Genomic DNA, 15,556 nt, shown 5'->3' with positions numbered 1-15,556 from the left:
GTTCAGGCCTCCAGGTCGGTCAAGTGGGGACGAAGCACGTAGGCCGCCAGCAGGAAGAATCCCTGCCCGAACAAGGTCCAGTCGAACGGCACGCCTGGGCCGCCGGGCACCATGGCCACGCCGGGCACCTTGCCCGAATTCTCCACGCCGCCCGCCACCACCTTGAACGCGCGCAACGCCTTGTCGCGCAACTCGGCATGCGTATAGCCCTGCACCTGTATGCCCAGCTGCACCGCTTCTTCCGCGGCATAGGCGTACATGAGGGTCGAGGATGCCTCCAGATTGGAAAGCGGGTCGTCCAGGACATGAAAGAAGTATCCCGACGCGTCCTGCATGGCCGACATGGCGCCCAGGGTATCGGCGTAGGTCTTGCGCACGAAGGCCGCCCCCGCGTGGTCCGGTGCAATGCGCAGCAACTCGGCGCAGCACGCCAGCAGCCAGCCATTGCCACGCGCCCAGAATGTGGATTGCGGGAAATGATTGGGTTTTTCGCACCAGGCGTGTCGCGCCAGCTTGAACTCGGCGTCCACGAGCCTGCGCACATGCACCTCGAACTGCTTGAACGCTTCGTCCGTCGCGCCCTGGTCCCCGGCCAGCTTGCCGTACTTGGCCATGAACGGACACATCAGATAGGTGAAATCGATCCAGAGCTCGGGGCCCTCGCCCCTGGACCAGATGCCTCCTTCGGACGTCCGGGGGGCGTCGAGCAACGCCTGGTACTGCCTGGCCGCGCTGTCGAGGTAGCGGCAGTCGCCGTTGCGCGCATACAGATCGAGCATCGGCGCGCCGACAGCGGAAGTCTCGCTTGCAAGCGGCGTGAAAGAGCGGATGTGCCCCCCGCTGGACGTGTGCCAATCGCCGTAGCTGAGGTTGCCGTCGGACTTCTGCGTGGCCACGGCGCGGTCTATCCATTTTTTGGCCACCGGCCGGTATTCCTCCATATCCCAGACCAGCAAGCCCGTGAGCGCCGGGCCCTTCTGCCAGCAATCGCGCTCGTTCGGATTGGCCCTGATGTACCCACTGACTCGGCTCACCAATTCTTCCAAATACATCTTGACTTCCCTTTTCATGATGAATACTATGTGGATAGTATGTTATTTGCGCCGGATGGGCACTGTCAAGCAAATGCTGCCAAATAAACACCATGACCCCGCGCAAGACACACTGCTTCACGGCATGACCATCAATAAAGGAACATAGGAATGAACGGTTCGGAATCCATGGTGCATACCCTGCTCAACAACGAAGTCTCGGTATGTTTCGCCAACCCTGGAACGTCGGAAATGCACTTTGTCTCGGCGCTTGACCGGGTGCCGCAGATGCGCTGCGTGCTGGGCCTGTTCGAGGGCGTGGTAACCGGTGCAGCAGACGGGTATTTCCGGATGGCTCAGAAACCGGCCGCCACGCTGTTGCACCTGGGGCCAGGCCTTGGCAACGGGCTTGCCAACCTGCACAACGCCAAACGCGCCCAGTCGGGCATCGTGAACATCATCGGGCAGCATGCGCATGACCACATCGCCAATGACGCCCCGCTGACCTCGGACATCGAAGGCATTGCCCGTCCCGTATCGCACTGGGTGCGTACCTGCGCATCGTCCATGACCGCGCCGGACGACACGGCGGCCGCCGTCCAGGCCGCCTCCGGCACTCCGGCCCGCATCGCCTCGCTCATTCTTCCGGCCGACGCGGCCTGGGGCCCGAGCACGTCCGGCGGCGTCCGGAAGCTGCCGCAACGGCCCGCGCCGACACCGGCGGATTCGGTCATCGAAGCCATTGCCAGGTTGCTGCAATCCAATACCCATGCCCCCGGATCGGTCGCGCTGCTTCTGGGTGGACGCGCGATGCGCGGCCTGTCGCCCCGCCTTGCCGGCCAGATCGCAGCCCGGACCGGCTGCAAGCTTCTGGCCGAGACCAAGAACGCACGCTCCGAGCGAGGTCTTGGCCGGGTGAACATTCCACAGATCCCCTATCCCATCAATGGGGCACTCGATGCACTGAAAGACATCCGCCTGCTCATCCTGGTGGACGCCATCAAGCCGGTCGCATTCTTCGCATATCCCGACAAGCCGCGTTTTCTCGTTCATCCCGACTGCCAGGTGGAAACGCTGGCAACCAAAGACGAGGACGTGGAAGCGGCTCTGGCCAAGCTGAACGACGCAGTCGGCGGCATGCCGGGCCAGGTGGCTTATGTCAGCGACGGCGCATCGCCGGCGTGGAGCGACGGCGTGCCCAATTCGCAGGACATGGGGCGTGCGCTGGCGGCGCTGCTTCCCGAAAATGCCATTGTCGTCGACGAAGCCATTACGACGGGCAGACAGCTGCAGTCATCCGCCGCGGTGGCTCAACCGCATGACTGGCTCGAAATCACCGGGGGTTCCATCGGCTATGGGCTGCCTTGCGCCACCGGCGCCGCAGTGGCATGCCCCGACAGAAAGGTGGTGGCCATCATCGGAGACGGCAGTGCAATGTACACCGTGCAGGCGCTCTGGACCATGGCGCGCGAAGGCCTGGATGTCACCGTCGTCATTTGCGCAAACAGTAAATACCAGATCCTGAGCGGCGAGCTCGACGCCATGGGCGGGCCGCCTCCGGCCACCAACGCCCAAAGAATGCTGTCCATCGGCTCGCCCTCGCTCGACTGGGTGCGCCTGGCCGAAGGACATGGCCTGTCCGCCACACGAGTCGACACCATGGCCGGCTTTGCCGCAGCCCTTGGCAACGGGCTGCGCAGCTCCGGACCGAATCTGATTGAAGTACTGCTGTAGACATCACATAACCGCTACCCGAAGGAGACACGCATGCAACAAAAAAGGAGCTTCAACTTTCTCAAGAAATGGCTGGGGGTCGGATTATCCAGCGGCTTGACAGCCCTGGCGGCAAGCCCCGCGCTGGCCGCATATCCAGACAAACCCATATCCATCGTCGTCCCATTCGCCCCAGGCGGTTCGACAGACCAGATCGGACGCATGATTGCGCAGCATTTTTCCAAAGAGTTCGGCGTCCCCGTCGTCGTCGAAAACAAACCCGGCGCTGCCGGTACGGTCGGCAACGGTTATGTTGCACGAGCCAAATCCGACGGATACACCTTGTTGATCGGCGGATCGGATATCGTCGCCAGCCAGTATCTGTACAAAGATCTTCCCTACGATCCCGAAAAGGCCTTCGCACCGATCGGTGTCGTATCGGAGTTTCCCTTCTTGATGCTCGTCGAGAAAAGCCGGGGCATCACGACGGTGCAGGAGCTCGTCGACTATGCGAAAAAGAACCCCGACAAGATCAGCTTCTCTTCGGCAGGCATGGGCAACTCCACTCATTTAGCCGGCGAAGCATTCAAGCATGCGGCGAGCCTGGACAGCCTGGTCCATGTGCCCTACAACGGCAGCGCGCCCGCATTGGCCGCCGTCATCAGCGGCCAGGTCGACACGGTATTCGATACGGCCATCACGGCGGCCCCATTGGTAACGGGCGGCAAAGCGAACGCCTTGGGCGTCGTGGCACAGAAGCGCCTTCCGCTTTTTCCCGACGTACCGACCATGTCGGAGCTGGGATATAAAGAGTTCGATCAACTTGCGCCGTGGTCCTGGAAAGGCCTGTTCGCCCCCAGCGGCACGCCTGAAGAAATCCTGGAGAAGCTCCAACGGTCGCTTGCCGGCCTGCTCGAAGACACCGAGTTTCAAAAGCGCATAGAAGCAACGGCATCCCTCGTCGTGCCGCCGCAATCGACAGCGAAAGCGCAGCAGTTTCTTGTCGACCAGCGCAAAGGCTGGAAGAAAATGATCAGCGACGCCAACATCCAGGCCATGTAATGGTCTCAAGAAAAATTCAATAGCTTCCAAAGGACGCAACACATGAGACAAACCTCCCTCATCGGCAAGACGCTGTCGGCGCTTGCATTGGCCACCTGCGTGATTGCCCCGGGCATTGCCCAAGCAGTGGATTACCCGACACGTCCCGTCCGACTGGTCGTCGCCTACCCGCCGGGCGGCACCACCGATACCCAGGCACGCATACTGGCCCAGAAGCTCAGCGAGCGCTGGAAACAGCAAGTCGTTGTGGAAAACAAACCTGGCGGGAATACCGTCATCGCCACATTGCAAGTTGCAAATTCGGCGCCCGACGGCTACACGCTGCTGATGACAGCCATGCCTTTTGCGCTGAATCCGCTGGTCATGGACTCCCTTCCTTACGACACGAAGAAAGACCTTGCGCCCGTCACGCTGCTCACTTCGGTGCCCAGCGTATTCATCACGCATCCCGGTATGAACGTGAAGACCGTGGGTGAGTTCATCAAGAAATACAAAGGCAGCGCCGATGAGCCCATTCCCTTCGGTTCCGCTGGCACGCTGACCTTTACTCACCTGGGTGGCGAACTGTTCGCAAGCCAGTCAGGCATCAAGTTCCAGCATATCCCGTACAAAGGAAGCTCGCCCGCGCACCAGGACCTGGTAGCCGGCCGCATCAAGGCCATGTTCGACAACGGGGCGCTCGAACTCATCAAGAGCGGACGCGTCGTCGCCCTGGGCGTTACGTCGGATAAGCGCCTTCCGTGGCTGCCGGATGTACCGACCATTGCCGAACAGGGTTTCCCGGGCTTCCAGGCGGCGGCGTGGTTTGGCATCTTCACAAAAGGCGGCACGCCCAAGGAAGTGATCGCAAAGATCTCCGAAGACATCACATGGGCGATCCGCTCACCCGAGGTCGTCGAGAAGCTCACCTCTGCGGGCGTTTTTCCGGGAGGCGGCACACCGGAAGAGTTTCAGGCGTTTCTTGATTCGGAAGTCAAACGCTGGGGCCCCATCATCAAAGAACAGAATATAAAAATTCAGTAGAAGCGATTTGCATGGCATGGGCGGCGAAGCCTCTCATGCCGTGCAAAGGAACCGGCGCACGGTGGGCATCCAGAGTTCCGGCTCGAGCATCGGAGAGCTATGGCCGAAACGGCCTTGCACCGTGGCGCGCTGAATCCGGGCCCGCGAAGAAGCCGCAAGGTCGTTGGTCGGAAACAGCTTGTCGCCGCGGTTCACCATCCACAGGATGGGAACGCCATCCACCTTCCCGCGCAATGGTTCGCGCACATCGAAATGCACGGCGGCCCGTCTCAGGCAGGCCAGCGACCACGGCGAGAACTCGGCAATCCACAGGTCGGCAGCGGTTTCCAGCGCGGGCTCCACCGGCTCTCCCCTAGCCGCCAGCCAGTCGGCATGGCCATATCGCCTCAACGTATCCAGCCGCTGCGATCGCCATGCCTGCCAGGCATCCGCATCATTCCTGTCCAGCTCGGCGGCAAGGCCGCTCAGCGCATGCACGTCCGCATCGGAGCCATTGCCCTTGGGCGCTGACGCCAGGACGACCGCCTTTCCCGTTGGCACGGGAGGCGCCAGGGCCCACTGGAAGGCCTGGTAGCCTCCGTATGAATAGCCAATGACACCATCCAGCGCCGGCACCCCCAGCCAGCGCAGCCACTGCGCGTAAAAGGCCACGGTGTCCTCGATGGTAAAAGCCGGAAATTCCGCCGTACCGGCCCCCTGCGGCGCACTGGAGCCGAAACAGGACCCTAGCGCGTTCGGCGCCAGGATGCAGTCACGGTCCAGATCAAAGACGCCATCCGCCCATGCCCGGAACCACCCAGCGTCAAGCGCGGGCTCCGGGTCGCCCAGGAAGGCCTGAGGGCTGCTGGTGATGCCGTGCAGCAGCAGGTGGATTTTGCGGGCGCGAGCTGGAGGCGCTCCATATTGCGCCCAGGCCACCCGGACCGGAGCGATCTCCCGACCGGAACCGAGCTGCAGTCGCGGAAAATCCTTGTAGAGCAATCGCTTCCCCTTAGAAGGGTTTGTCACCCATGATGGTCGTGCGGAATATCGTGCGAGGCTCCTTGACGGCAACGACACCGGTCGTCGCCTTATGCATCACGCAGCGGTTGTCCCACAGGACGACATCGCCCAGGCGCCATTGGTAGGCATATTGGTATTTTTCCTGAGTGCAATGGTCGAATATCCTGCCTAGCAAGGCACCGCCGGATTCGTCATCCATGCCGAGTATCTTGACCGTGATGCCAGGATGCGCAAACAAGGCCTTGCGCCCTGTTTCAGGATGCGTGCGGACGATGGGATGATCCACGTCGGGCGTTGCGGCCAGTTGCTCGGCGGTCATGACCACCCGCGTCGTCTCGCTGCCGGGATCAGCCTTCTTTCTGTAGCGATGAACCGCCCGCCGGTCCTGGACCTCTTCCTTTACCTCTTGGCCCAGCTCGTCGTAGGTCTGGTACATGTTCACGAACAAGGTGGCGCCTCCGCTGCCGGGTATTTTCTGAGCGTTCAGCATCGTGACCTTGGCAGGCCTCTCCCGGAAGGCAAAATCGGAATGCCAGTATGAACCGCCGTCCGTGATGCCGACCGGCTTGCCGTCCTTGACTTCGTTGGACAGGACGAAGATCTCCGGATATTGGGGATGGTTGTATTGCGTCAAGGGATGGATGTCCAACGGCCCGAAGCGCCGGCTCAGGCGCAACTGCCCTTCGGGAGACAGCGATTGATTCCGAAACACGACCAGTTGGTGATCCAGCACCAGGCGATTCACCTGGTCGAACGAGTTGTCGTTTATGCCTTCCAGATCGATGCCGACGATTTCCGCGCCGAGGTTGGAGGAAAGCGGCGTTACTTGCATTGCGGTCTCCTGACAAGGGCGCGCGCATCTCGGTCACGCCCTGGATTTTCATTTTCTCTTTGCGAACATTTGTTCGCTAATTGGAAATTTAATGCTCTCGCGCGGTGAAGTCAAGGCAACCGCAACCGACCGCCGCCTTGCGATATAGTGGCGGAAGCCGCGCAGCGGTACCCCTCAACCGCCGTCCATGGCACATGAGTCCATGGCGCATGACCGCAGATGCCGCATGACCGAGAACCACAACATCACCCATTCCAAAGAGTATCTGGAGAGCCTCGCCAAAGGACTTCAGGCACTAAGCTTGTACTCGCGGGACACCCCTGTCCTGACCATTCAGGACGCGGCCATCCGGCTTGGCATTACCCGCGCCTCGGCGCGGCGCATCCTGCTCACCCTGACCGAGCTTGGGTATCTGAAACAGGATCACCGTGACTTCCTCCCGACCCCCAAAACCCTCGACCTGGGCTTCTCGTACTTCGCATCGCTTGATTTGCCCGATCTCGTGCGACCGGTACTGTCCAAGGTGGCTGCAGAAGTTGGAGAAACATGCTCCATCGGTGTGCTGGACGGATCGGACATCGTGTTTCTTTGCCGGGAAGAAGCGGACAAGCCGCTCAGGCTGGACTTGAAGATCGGAAGCCGCTTGCCCGCCTATGCCCACTCGATGGGACAGGCGCTGCTCAGCCAACTCGACAGCCAGGCGCTGGACCAGTATCTTGCGCGCACATCGCTGAAGCCGCTTACGCCCCGCACCATTACCACGGCAGCGGCATTGAAGCGCCAACTCAAGGCCGTCCGTACGCAAGGCTACAGTGTCTCGATCGACGAATTGGTCGAGGGATTTGCCGGCGTGGCCGTCCCTCTTTCCATTCCACGCTCCGCATCCCCCGCCGCAATCAGCGTCAGCCTGGTCCATGGCCGCCGTTCCCGTGAGGACATGGTCGCGCAGATCCTGCCCGTGCTGCGCGACGCCGAACAGCAGATTCGCAGCCGGCTCATGAATTCCGGGGGTCAGACCCCATCGGGGTCTGACCCCTCGCTAAGCGCCGGTTGAGGAGGTGGGGTCAGACCCCGTACGGGGTCCGACCCCCAGAGCTGCGGCATCAGATAAATCCTACATAAGCTCAAGAAGGCTTCTGACAGAGAAGCAAAGGCCGTCTCTCTACACTGGCGCCATGTTCACTCAAGGCTCGATGGTGTAGACGCATGAAAGACGGTCTGTATTCCGCCCCACAAAAGGATATTAAGTTCGTGCTGAACGAAGTGCTCGAGGTCGAGCGGACGCTCGCCCGCCATGCGCCTGCGGTAGCGATCGATAACGAGACACTGGATCAGATCATCGAAGGGGCCGATCGATTCTGCCACGGTGAGCTTGCACCCTTGAACGCGCGCGGCGACCAACAAGGATGCGCGCTGGAGCAAGGCAGGGTGCGTACGCCCGACGGATTCCGGAACGCATACGAAACCTATACAGAAAGCGGGTGGCCGGGTCTTTGCGCCAAAGAGGAAGACGGCGGGCAGGCCTTGCCCATGATGACCTCCGCGATTCTCGGTGAAATGCTGGCTGGCAGCAATATTTCGTGGGCGCTGTATCCGCGCCTTTCGGAAGGCGCCTATCGATGCATCGTGGCCAACGCACCGCCTGATTTGCGCAAGCTCTATGCCCCCAAACTGGCGACCGGAGCGTGGACAGGCACGATGTGTCTCACCGAGCCTGGCGCCGGCACCGACTTGGGTCTGCTGCGCACACAGGCATCGCCCCAAAGCGATGGCGGCTATGTGCTCAACGGAACAAAGATCTTCATTTCTTCGGGAGAGCACGACCTGACGGAGAACATCGTGCATCTGGTCCTGGCCCGCCTGCCAGGCGCACCGGCCGGCACCAAGGGCGTGTCGCTTTTCCTTGTCCCGAAGCTGCTGCCCGACGCGGAAGGACGCCCGGATCAGTTCAACAATGTGTTTTGCGATGCCATCGAAGACAAGCTGGGCCTGCACGGCAATGCCACGTGTGTCCTGCGCTTCGAAGGAGCACGTGGTTATTTGCTCGGCGAGGCCAACAAAGGCCTGGCCGCGATGTTCGTGATGATGAATTCCGCACGCCTTGGCACCGGTGCTCAAGCGCTTGGCCTGAACGAATGGGGTTATCAAAAATCGCTCGCATATGCACAGGAACGCCTCCAATCGCGATCGCCCGTCAAGCCCAGAAGCGCAGGGTTCGGACCAGATCCGATCTTGTGCCAGCCCGACGTGCGCCGTATGCTGCTTACCCAGAAAGTCTGGGCGGAAAGCGCGCGCATGTTCCTTTACTGGATTGCGCTCCAGATCGACCTCGACCAACATGGCGCTGATCCCGGCGTCCGGAAACAGGCGCAGGATCTCCTGGCGCTGTTGACGCCCGTGGCCAAGGCCTTTGTCTCCGACAATTCCGTGGAATCCGTCAGCCTGGCGATGCAGGTTCACGGCGGCAGTGGATACGTGACCGACACGGGCATAGAGCAGACCTTCCGCGATGTTCGGATCCTGCCCATCTACGAGGGGACCAACGGAGTGCAGGCGCACGACTTGCTCGCCCGCAAGGTCCTGCCTGACGCCGGAGCGCGCCTGCAGCTCCTGCTCGCGCTGATCAGACAGCAAGCCGCCGCCGGCACGGACATTCCCGGAATGTCTGCATTCCTGACACCATTGTCATCGCTGGCAAACCGGACGGAAGAGTTCCTGCCCGGGCTTCTGGACTCCGCATCTCACGATCCTCTGCAATTTTCATCATCCGCAACCGACTTCCTGCGTATCGTGGGTCACCTGGTCTACGGTTACTTCTGGTGCCGGGCTGCACATGCCGCCTTGACCAAGCTGCCCGAGCACGATGCGCTCCGCACCGAGAAACTTGCGGCCGCTCGATTCTATTTCGAGCATCTTTTCGTCGAAGTGGAAATGCGAATCGCGCGCCTCTCGGCGCCCGCCGACTCGATAATGGAACCTACCGCACTCGAATGCCGTTGAGCACGGCCAAAATCAAAGTGAAATCCCCCATCCCACCCAGCTACTGGCTCGATGCCGACCTGTCGAGCGCCAATCGACAGGAACTGTTCGAGCAGCAGGCTCTGGACGCATGGGCTCTGCCCAAATCGACCTATGGCCTGCTGCATGCCAGTTGCCGGCACGAGCCCGAGGCCATCGCCATTGATTTCTTCAGCGATCCGGCCCGATGCGAGCAAACGAGACGTTCGATCAGCTATCGCATGCTGTTGGACCGAATCAACCAAACGGGCAACCTTTTGCGTTCGCTGGGCATCGGTTCTCAAGACGTGGTTTCCCTGTTGCTGGCAAACACCCCTGAAGCGCAATTCGCCCTTTGGGGGACACAGGCGGTATGCGTTGCCAATCCGGTGAATTGGATGATGGAGCCGGAAGCAATCGCCGAAATAATGAAGGCGTCCGGTTCAACGGTACTTTTCGTCTACGGTGGGGACGCGCTAGTGGACTGCTGGAAGAAAGTCGAGGGCATCGTCGCATCATGTCCCCAGCTCCGCACCGTCATACGGATAGGCGGCGACTCCAACGGCGCGCCTCCACACGGTGTACGGTTCATCGAATATGACAAGGTCATCGATACATTTTCATCGCAGCTGGACCCCGCCGGACTGCCCCAAGGCGACGCCATTGCCGCGCTGTTCCCCACAGGCGGGACGACGGGCCTGCCAAAGCTGGCACGCCATACACATGCCGGCGTGGTCACGAGCGCCTGGCTAAGCGCGGCGGTGGCGGGTATCCAGGCGGGAGAAGCCCGTCTCTCGGCTACGCCGCTGTTTCATGTGGTGGGCGCCTATGCCGGCAGTCTCGCCACACTCGCGCGCGGCGGGCGCCTCGTGCTCGCAACATCGGCCGGCTGGCGCCATCCGGATCTCGTCAACCACATCTGGTCCGTCGTACGGCGGTATTCCATTGCCTATCTGACGATCGTGCCCACGATCATGAATCAGCTCGTCCAGCGCCCTATGGACCGCAACGATCTCGTGTCCCTGAAGGGTGTGCTGTCGGGCTCCGCCCCCTTGTCCGAGCATGTTGCCCAGACCTTTCTGCAGATGTCGGGGTTTGAGGTCAGAGAAGGCTACGGCATGACGGAAACCACGTCCGTCATCATGATGAATCCACGCAACGGCCGGGTGAAGACCGGATCCGTCGGCCTGCCCTTTCCCTATCATCGAGTGCGGATCGTACGCCGGGACTCCGATGGCACGCTTGCAGACTGTCCCGTTGGCGAGGCCGGCGTCCTCTTGGTCAACGGCCCTACGATGTTCGCCGGCTATTCCGACTCCGTCCTGGATGATGACATCTGGCTGGAGCATGGCTTGTGGCTCAATACAGGCGATATCGCACGCGTCGATAAAGATGGCTATGTATGGATCGTCGGCCGCGCCAAGGACGTGATCATACGCGGCGGCCACAACATCGATCCGAAGGCGGTCGAAGAAATACTGTATCGACATCCCGACGTCGTGGAAGCCGTGGTGGTGGGCCGGCCCGACAGCCATGCCGGCGAAGTCCCCGTTGCCTATGTGCAGCTCAAGAGCGGCGCAAGCGCAAGCACGCAAGACATACTGGAGTTCGTCGCCGCGCATGTGCACGAGCGCGCCGCCATTCCGAAGTCCTGTTGCGTAGCGCAAGAGATCCCAAAATCACCGATGGGAAAGATTTTGCGGCAGCCGCTGCGGCGCTCGGCGCTGGAAGACGGCATACGCCTCATTTTGAACAAGGCGGGCATCGCAGGCGGTTTCCGCGCCGAGGCCATGGATGGGCCCGCCGGAAGCCTCAAGGCTCGCGTGTATCTGGAATCCAGCGACATCGACGACGCGCTCGCGCGCCGGGCCCTGAGCGGCCTGTCGCTGGAAATCGACATATTACGGACGTGATCTGACCAGCATCACATGGATTATTGGAGAATCAACATGGACTATCAGAATATAGTTAGCGAACGGATCGGCGCCGTTGCCCGAATCCGGCTGAACCGCCCCGCCGTGCGAAACGCACAGGACCGTTCATTACTGCGCGAACTCGATCACGCACTGCGCGCGGCGGAAGCGGACGACGAAGTGCGCGTCGTCGTCATCGCTGCCACGGGAGACCATTTCTCCGCAGGCCATGATCTGAAGTCCGCCAAGATCGAGCGCCCCAATCCCACCGTTGAACAACGCTGGGAATACGAAGAAGAGCATTTTCTTGAATACTGCCTGCGCCTCCATGATCTAAAAAAGCCCACCATCGCACAAGTGCAAGGTGCTTGCATTGCCGGCGGCTTCATGGTCGCCAACATGTGCGATCTCATCGTTTGCGCCGATAACGCCTTCTTCTCCGATCCCGTCGCCCACTCGATGGGAACAGCGAGTCTGGAAGTGTTGATACATCCCTGGGTAATGAGCATGCGCAAGGCTAAGGAAATGATATTCACCGGCGCCCGCATCCCCGCCCAGGAAGCCCTGCAGATCGGCATGATCAACAGGGTCGTGCCAGTAGAGCAACTCGAAGAAGCAACACTGGCTTTGGCCAATACCGTGGCGGAAGCCCCTCCCTACGGTATCCGCTTCACCAAGCGCTCCCTGAACCGGACGTGGGATGCGCAGGGCTTCCGCTCGGCGATCACGGCTCACTTCGACGTGCATCAACTTTCTCACGTCACCGAAGAGTTCCAGTCGCATCTCAAGAAAGGGCTCGATTCCACGATAGCGCGCGCAAAGAAAGTGGTGTGACACCCGGTCATCACCGAATGGAAATCAATAGGCAACAAGGCAAGGAGCGACTATGCAACCGGAAGAAACAGGTGAAGTAACGATGGAAGTGGACGGCCATGTCTGCATCATCACCGTCGACAACATAAAAAAGAAGAACGCCTACTCGCCGGAAATGATGGAGCAGCTCGCGCAGCACCTCACCGCGTTCGAGGAGAACGATGATTTATGGGTCGGAATACTCTGCTCGGCGGGCGAGCACACCACCGCCGGCCTCGACATGCCCAAGTTCTTCGGGCCCGCCGCAACCGCCAAGCCGCGGCCAGACGAATGGGTGGATCCGTTCGGCCTGAAGCGTCGCTGCACCAAGCCCTTGATCGCCGTCGTCCAGGGAATTACCTACACCGTCGGCATCGAGATCATGCTCGCTTGCGACATCGTTGTGGCGGCCGACACGGCCCGCTTCGGACAACTCGAAGCCAAGCGCGGAATCGCCCCGTTGGGCGGCGCGCACTTTCGCTATCTGACGCGTACCGGCTGGGGCAACGCGATGTACCATTTATTCCTGTGTGAAGAGTTCGACGCCCAGCGCGCACGCGAACTGGGTTTCGTCCAAGAGGTCGTTCCCTTCGGCGAGCAGCTCAACCGTGCAAAGGACCTGGCAGCCAGAATCTGCACGAGCGCGCCATTGGGCCTGCGCGCAACCAAGCAAGCCGCCATGAAGTTCATCGACGCCGCCGAGCAGGCAGCCATCGAATGCATCCCCGATATCCGCTCCAAGGTGTTCGCATCGGATGATTTCAAGGAGGGCATACAGTCCTTCGTAGAGCGACGCGCGGCCGTCTTCACCGGCCGCTAGCAGCCCCTGGCCCTAGCCGAGGGGGATCCCGACCGTCAGCCGGACGCCGCCTTGCGGGCCCGATGCAATATCCAGCGTGCCGCCGTACCGGCGCACGCGCTCACGCATGCTGGACAAGCCATATTTTCCTGGCTGCGGCTCATGGCCCGCCATTCCGACCCCATCGTCCTCCAGACCGAGAACGAAGCGCTGATCGGCTTGAGTAATGGATACGGTCACCTTCGTCGCCTGGGCGTGCTTGGCGACATTGTTGAGCCCTTCCTGGAAGATACGGTAAAGATCACGAACCGTTTCATCGGGGAATCCGAGCGGCACTTCGGTGGAATGGAATTCGCTCTTGATACCGTAGCGGGATTCGAACTTCTTGAGATCGTTCTTGATGGCTTCGGCTATGCCAAGATGCGGCAACGCGCTTGGATGCAGATCTTCGGAAATCTGCCGCACCACCTTGATGGTGTCCTGAACCAACTGCATGGCCTGTTCAGCGGTATCCTCGAGTTCGCCCAGCTGTACTCTCGCGTCGCGGTTCTCCTGCAAGGGCGTGAGCTTGCCGATTTTCTTGCTGATGCGTATGAGGTCGAAGCGCAATGCCGACAGCATTCCGCCCACCGCATCATGCAGCTCCATTGAGATATCGAGCCGTTCCTCATCGCGAATCTGCTGTATGTAGGTCAGCAACTCGCTGAGCCTGGCCTTGGAGTCCTCCAGCTCTTGGTGCCGCAGCAAGCGCGAGGTCGCGTCTATTCCCACACCGATCACCGCCGGCTCGCCGCGATACGAAATGAGCCGTCCATGGATCTCGATCGCCCGCACCGTTTCCTCGTCCGGGCGTTTGATCCGGACGATAAAGGTGTTTTCGGGCGACTCGCCGCGCAGGCGACGCGCGTATTGACGCAGCAGCTCTTCGCGCTGGTCCGGGGGAGCGACCGCCGCAAGTGATTTTCCCGAGAGGTTCTCGCGAGAAGTGCCGCACATTTTGGCAAATGCGTCGTTCACGTAGATGAGCTTGTCGTTCTGCAGCAGGTAAATACCCGCGACCGACTGCTCGATCAGGCCCTCGAACAGAAAACGATAATTCGCCAGCTCAGCAGGACTGGAGGGATCAACCGGGCTCATGGAAACTTATGGAGGCATGGAAAGTGTGAACACCGAATGTCGAAAAGAACGCATCGGTGTAGGAATAAACTGACTTCGTATTCAGCGCCTTCTGACTGCGTTCGGCGCCGGACCTTGTCTAAACTGCCATAGAGTAATCCATAAACCCTTGGCAATAAAAGAACCGGCGATCCGCCTTTCATCTCTAAGCAGGAGACTACCTTGAACCGACGCGATTTTCTTAGCAAGAGCAGCCTGAGCCTGGGCGCGGCTCTCGCCACTTCCTCGATACCCGGCATGTTGAGCAACGCCTTGGCCGCCGAGGCCTTTCCGCAACAGCCTATCCGAATCCTGGTCGGATTCACCGCGGGCGGCGTTACTGATGTGGTGGTCCGTTCACTGGCAGAGGAAGCATCTAAGATTTTCGGTCAGCCTGTCATCGTCGAGAACAAGCCGGGAGCCGGCGGCGTTCTTCCCGGGCATCAATTGCAAAATGCACGGCCCGATGGATATACGATCGGAATCATTCCAATGAGTGTGTACCGGTTGCCCTACACGACCAAGATCAACTGGGATCCGGTGAAGGATCTGGAATATGTCATCCGGATTACCGGGTTCACCTGGGGCCTGGTCGTTCCGGAATCGTCCCCGATCCAAACCTTCGAACAGTATGTCGAATATGCGAAGAAGCACCCTGGCGAACTCACCTACGGCACAGTAGGCAGCTTGACGACTCAACACCTGACCATGGAGCAGATTTCCCGCCAACTGGGCATTCAACTGACCCATGTACCTTACAAGGGTGTGGCGGACGCCATTCCAGCGCTGCTGGGAGGTCATATAATGTCGGTCGCGGATGCCTCATCCTGGGTACCGTATGTCGAGTCAGGCAAGATGCGTTTGTTGGTGATCTGGTCGGACAAGCGGGTCGAGCGTTTTCCCAGCGTACCGACATTGCGTGAAGTCGGTATCGATATGGTACAGACATCGCCATGGGGCCTCGCTGCCCCAAAGGGAACACCGCAGCAAGTGGTTCAAGCATTGCACGACGGCTTCCAAAAGGCCATGCAGCAAGCCGCTTTCCTCGAAAATCTGAAGAAGTTCGACATGACTCCGCAGTATATGAACGGCGAACAATTCCGCCAGTTCGCAACGGAGTCCGTCGACAGTGAAGCCCGTATTCTCAAAGCGCTCGACGTACCTCGCGCGAGCTAGC

Annotated in this window: 13 protein-coding genes; 9 read left to right on the top strand and 4 right to left on the bottom strand. The window is 60.4% G+C overall.

Annotated features, from left to right (window positions below; genetic code table 11):
- Positions 1-2: 2 nt before the first annotated feature.
- Positions 3-1,034, bottom strand: a complete 1,032-nt coding sequence (locus ACSBPU_RS00275) for a glycoside hydrolase family 88 protein (protein ID WP_442594509.1) — start codon at positions 1,032-1,034, stop codon at positions 3-5.
- 168 nt (positions 1,035-1,202) lie between these two features.
- Here ACSBPU_RS00275 and ACSBPU_RS00270 point away from each other — a divergent pair, with 168 nt between their 5' ends.
- The 3 genes from ACSBPU_RS00270 to ACSBPU_RS00260 are packed head-to-tail and all read left to right on the top strand — an operon-like array spanning position 1,203 to position 4,829.
- A complete protein-coding gene (locus tag ACSBPU_RS00270) occupies positions 1,203-2,765 on the top strand; it encodes an acetolactate synthase large subunit (RefSeq protein ID WP_442594507.1) in 1,563 nt (520 codons plus the stop codon).
- A 33-nt stretch (positions 2,766-2,798) separates the two neighbouring features.
- Positions 2,799-3,806 (top strand): Bug family tripartite tricarboxylate transporter substrate binding protein, encoded by a 1,008-nt coding sequence (locus tag ACSBPU_RS00265; protein WP_442594505.1) that lies wholly within the window; start codon positions 2,799-2,801, stop codon positions 3,804-3,806.
- Between the two features lie 42 nt (positions 3,807-3,848).
- Positions 3,849-4,829, top strand: coding sequence for a Bug family tripartite tricarboxylate transporter substrate binding protein (locus ACSBPU_RS00260; RefSeq protein ID WP_442594503.1), 981 nt, complete (start codon positions 3,849-3,851; stop codon positions 4,827-4,829).
- A 33-nt stretch (positions 4,830-4,862) separates the two neighbouring features.
- Here ACSBPU_RS00260 and ACSBPU_RS00255 read toward each other — a convergent pair whose 3' ends face one another.
- A complete protein-coding gene (locus ACSBPU_RS00255; RefSeq protein ID WP_442594501.1) occupies positions 4,863-5,810 on the bottom strand; it encodes an alpha/beta fold hydrolase in 948 nt (315 codons plus the stop codon).
- 10 nt (positions 5,811-5,820) lie between these two features.
- Entirely contained in the window at positions 5,821-6,663 is an 843-nt protein-coding gene (locus tag ACSBPU_RS00250; RefSeq protein ID WP_442594499.1) for a TauD/TfdA dioxygenase family protein, read from the bottom strand.
- 226 nt (positions 6,664-6,889) lie between these two features.
- Here ACSBPU_RS00250 and ACSBPU_RS00245 point away from each other — a divergent pair, with 226 nt between their 5' ends.
- The 5 genes from ACSBPU_RS00245 to ACSBPU_RS00225 all read left to right on the top strand — a co-directional run bounded on the left by ACSBPU_RS00245 (position 6,890) and on the right by ACSBPU_RS00225 (position 13,245).
- Positions 6,890-7,717 (top strand): IclR family transcriptional regulator domain-containing protein, encoded by an 828-nt coding sequence (locus ACSBPU_RS00245; protein ID WP_442594497.1) that lies wholly within the window; start codon positions 6,890-6,892, stop codon positions 7,715-7,717.
- Between the two features lie 152 nt (positions 7,718-7,869).
- Complete coding sequence (locus tag ACSBPU_RS00240; protein ID WP_442594495.1) at positions 7,870-9,663, top strand: acyl-CoA dehydrogenase; 1,794 nt, start codon at positions 7,870-7,872, stop codon at positions 9,661-9,663.
- Positions 9,660-11,573 carry an acyl-CoA synthetase gene (locus tag ACSBPU_RS00235; RefSeq protein ID WP_442594493.1) on the top strand — a complete coding sequence of 638 codons (1,914 nt, stop codon included), beginning with the start codon at positions 9,660-9,662 and terminating at the stop codon, positions 11,571-11,573. The genes ACSBPU_RS00240 and ACSBPU_RS00235 overlap by 4 nt, the downstream gene beginning before the upstream one ends.
- Before the next feature lie 36 nt (positions 11,574-11,609).
- Positions 11,610-12,407, top strand: a complete 798-nt coding sequence (locus tag ACSBPU_RS00230; RefSeq protein ID WP_442594491.1) for an enoyl-CoA hydratase — start codon at positions 11,610-11,612, stop codon at positions 12,405-12,407.
- A 52-nt stretch (positions 12,408-12,459) separates the two neighbouring features.
- Positions 12,460-13,245, top strand: coding sequence for a crotonase/enoyl-CoA hydratase family protein (locus ACSBPU_RS00225; RefSeq protein WP_442594489.1), 786 nt, complete (start codon positions 12,460-12,462; stop codon positions 13,243-13,245).
- A 12-nt stretch (positions 13,246-13,257) separates the two neighbouring features.
- Here the strand turns inward: ACSBPU_RS00225 and ACSBPU_RS00220 are convergent, their stop codons facing one another.
- Positions 13,258-14,361: a PAS domain-containing sensor histidine kinase gene (locus ACSBPU_RS00220; protein ID WP_442594487.1), complete on the bottom strand. Its 1,104-nt coding sequence runs from the start codon at positions 14,359-14,361 to the stop codon at positions 13,258-13,260.
- A 201-nt stretch (positions 14,362-14,562) separates the two neighbouring features.
- Here ACSBPU_RS00220 and ACSBPU_RS00215 point away from each other — a divergent pair, with 201 nt between their 5' ends.
- Positions 14,563-15,555: a tripartite tricarboxylate transporter substrate-binding protein gene (locus tag ACSBPU_RS00215; RefSeq protein ID WP_442594485.1), complete on the top strand. Its 993-nt coding sequence runs from the start codon at positions 14,563-14,565 to the stop codon at positions 15,553-15,555.
- Position 15,556 lies beyond the last annotated feature (1 nt).

It is taken from the genome of Parapusillimonas sp. JC17 (assembly GCF_052180245.1).
Classification (GTDB): Bacteria; Pseudomonadota; Gammaproteobacteria; order Burkholderiales; family Burkholderiaceae_B; genus Parapusillimonas.
Note: the sequence above shows the minus strand (reverse complement) of the source record. Positions and strands in the feature narration are given on the sequence as shown.

Bases quoted from the DNA above. Each gene is read 5' to 3' on its own strand.
- ACSBPU_RS00230 (WP_442594491.1), top strand. From the start codon at position 11,610: ATGGACTATCAGAATATAGTTAGCGAACGGATCGGCGCCGTTGCCCGA.
- ACSBPU_RS00240 (WP_442594495.1), top strand. From the start codon at position 7,870: ATGAAAGACGGTCTGTATTCCGCCCCACAAAAGGATATTAAGTTCGTG.
- ACSBPU_RS00225 (WP_442594489.1), top strand. From the start codon at position 12,460: ATGCAACCGGAAGAAACAGGTGAAGTAACGATGGAAGTGGACGGCCAT.
- ACSBPU_RS00260 (WP_442594503.1), top strand. From the start codon at position 3,849: ATGAGACAAACCTCCCTCATCGGCAAGACGCTGTCGGCGCTTGCATTG.
- ACSBPU_RS00270 (WP_442594507.1), top strand. From the start codon at position 1,203: ATGAACGGTTCGGAATCCATGGTGCATACCCTGCTCAACAACGAAGTC.
- ACSBPU_RS00245 (WP_442594497.1), top strand. From the start codon at position 6,890: ATGACCGAGAACCACAACATCACCCATTCCAAAGAGTATCTGGAGAGC.
- ACSBPU_RS00265 (WP_442594505.1), top strand. From the start codon at position 2,799: ATGCAACAAAAAAGGAGCTTCAACTTTCTCAAGAAATGGCTGGGGGTC.
- ACSBPU_RS00220 (WP_442594487.1), bottom strand. From the start codon at position 14,361: ATGAGCCCGGTTGATCCCTCCAGTCCTGCTGAGCTGGCGAATTATCGT.
- ACSBPU_RS00250 (WP_442594499.1), bottom strand. From the start codon at position 6,663: ATGCAAGTAACGCCGCTTTCCTCCAACCTCGGCGCGGAAATCGTCGGC.